The 2,206-nt window shown below is 68.4% G+C and carries 3 protein-coding genes; 2 read left to right on the forward strand and 1 reads right to left on the reverse strand.

All coding sequences use genetic code 11. From position 1 onward, the window contains the following. Nucleotides 1-92 precede the first annotated feature (92 nt). A complete protein-coding gene (locus G6018_RS16085; RefSeq protein ID WP_182640154.1) occupies nucleotides 93-989 on the reverse strand; it encodes a glycosyltransferase in 897 nt (298 codons plus the stop codon). Nucleotides 990-1,051: 62 nt separating this feature from the next. Here G6018_RS16085 and G6018_RS16090 point away from each other — a divergent pair, with 62 nt between their 5' ends. Together G6018_RS16090 and G6018_RS16095 are read left to right on the forward strand one after the other, a co-directional pair. Next, complete coding sequence (locus G6018_RS16090) at nucleotides 1,052-1,804, forward strand: glycosyltransferase family 2 protein (protein WP_241731023.1); 753 nt, start codon at nucleotides 1,052-1,054, stop codon at nucleotides 1,802-1,804. Further along, nucleotides 1,801-2,190 carry a DUF2304 domain-containing protein gene (locus tag G6018_RS16095; protein WP_179524455.1) on the forward strand — a complete coding sequence of 130 codons (390 nt, stop codon included), beginning with the start codon at nucleotides 1,801-1,803 and terminating at the stop codon, nucleotides 2,188-2,190. The genes G6018_RS16090 and G6018_RS16095 overlap by 4 nt, the downstream gene beginning before the upstream one ends. The last annotated feature ends 16 nt before the right edge of the window (nucleotides 2,191-2,206 follow it).

Here is a 2,206-nt window from a genome sequence, read left to right on the forward strand (position 1 = left end):
TCAGTTCGCCGTCCTCACGGCGGTGCGGGATCCACGCCTCGGGGACCATCCGGGCCTCCTCTCGTGCCAGCTCCGGTCAATTCCCGTCGGGGTCAGAACTTACGGAAGCTGTGACCGAGCAGCCGCTTACCGCCCTCGGCGAACTTGCCGGCCCGGGCCGCGGTCGGCAACAGAGACAGCGCGTTGAACCGCGAGGTCAGGTGCAGACGCGCGGCCCGCTCGGCGCTCTTCCAGCCCCGGGCCGCGAACGCGTCGGCCTCACCGGCGAAGAAGCGGGCCTCCTCGTCGAAGCGGCGGCCGTCGAGCGCGCGCACCGAGGAGTCGGAGGCGGAATGCCGGCGGTAGAGGAACGCCAGGGTCGGGTCGTAGACCATGTGACCGCCACCGGTGATCACGTCGACCAGCAGCGCCAGGTCCTGCACCACGTCCAGTCCCTCGCGGAACCCGATGCGGCGGATCCACTCGGAACTCCACGCCAGCGACGGGAAATAGGTCCAGTTCCCGTGCATCAGCGAGGTCATGAGCTTCTCGCCGTGGAGGACCGTGCGACCGTCGGCCTTGGGCGAGGTGAACGCCTTGACGGTGTCGGACAGGGGCCGCGCGGGGGCACCGTGCTCGTCGATGACGCTGACGCCGACCTCCATCACGGCGGCGTCGGGAACGGCCGCGAAACCGTCCGCCACCACCTGCAGGTAGTTGGGCAGCATGACGTCGTCGGCGCCCATCACCACGACGATCGGTGCCGTGACCATCTCCAGGCACTTGCGGTAGTTACCGTTGGCGCCGAGGTTGGTCTCGTTCTTCTCGTAGGTCACCCGCTCGTCGCGCGCGGTGATCTCCCCCATGTAGCGGGCAGGCTCCGGGTCCGGGTAGCCGTCGTCCACCACGACCAGACGGAAGTCGGTGTAGGTCTGGGAGAGGACACTGTCCACAGCCTTCTTGAAGTGTCCGACATCCCCGTAGTAGGGGAGCATCACATCGATGGCCATCGGGGAACCGCCGTCCTTCTCTTCACAGGGTTTTCCGTTCGATCGCATAGTATCGACCGGCGATGAGCAGTGACAGTGAGCGACTCCCAGGACCCTCCGGCGCGGCAGGGGGCGGCCCCACAGGCAACCGCGACGTCTGGCTGGTCGTCCCCTGCCTCAACGAGGGCACCGTGATCGAGGACGTCCTCGGCACCGCACGCGAGACGTTCCCCAACATCGTTGCCGTGGACGACGGTTCGACCGACGACTCCGCGGCGGCGATCCACCGGGCGGGCGCACACCTGGTCCGGCACCCGGTCAACCTCGGGCAGGGGGCCGCCATCCAGACCGGTGTCGAGTACGCCCGCGCGCAACCCGGCGCCCGTTACTTCGTCACCTTCGACGCCGACGGGCAGCACCAGGTCAAGGACGTCCTCGCGATGGTCGAGCGGCTGCGCTGTGAGCCCGTGGACATCGTGGTGGGGACCCGCTTCGGCCGCCCACGTCGCGAGGGCGACCAGGTGCCGCTGATCAAGCGGGTCGTCCTCAAGACCGTCGTCATGCTCAGCCCACGCACCCGCAGGCTCGGTCTGACGGACGCCCACAACGGACTGCGGGTGTTCAACCGGCGGGTCGCCGACGACCTCAACCTGCGCATGAACGGCATGAGTCACGCCAGCGAGTTCGTGGAACTGATGGACAGCCGTGGGTGGCGCGTGGCCGAGCAGCCGGTCGACATCCTCTACACCGAGTACTCCATGTCGAAGGGGCAGTCGCTGCTCAACGGGATCAACATCCTCTCCGACGGTTTCGTGGGAAAGAGGTTGCCGCGATGATCAAGGCACTGCTGTTGCTCGCCGGCGCCGCGCTGGTGGCGTTCTTCCTGGCCAACCGGCGCAAGGCGCGGGCCAAGGCCGGGGTCAAGATCGGCTTCGTGCTGTTCGTGGTGTTCATGGTCTACGCCGTGCTGCGCCCGGACGACCTCACCGTGGTGGCCAACGCGCTGGGCGTACAGCGCGGCACAGACCTGGTGCTCTACGCGCTGGTGATGGGCTTCGCCTTTGTCACCGTCTCCACGTACGTGCGCTTCCGCGAACAGGAACTGCGCTACGCCCGGCTGGCCCGGTCCATCGCGCTGCAGAACGCGGTGCGGCCGGAGGACGAGCCCCACGCGACCGCGGTGATGCCCGCCGCGGACGACGACGACCGCCCGCGACGGTGACCGGGCGGCCGACCCC

It is taken from the genome of Dietzia sp. DQ11-44, assembly GCF_014145205.1.
Lineage (GTDB): Bacteria > Actinomycetota > Actinomycetes > Mycobacteriales > Mycobacteriaceae > Dietzia > Dietzia natronolimnaea.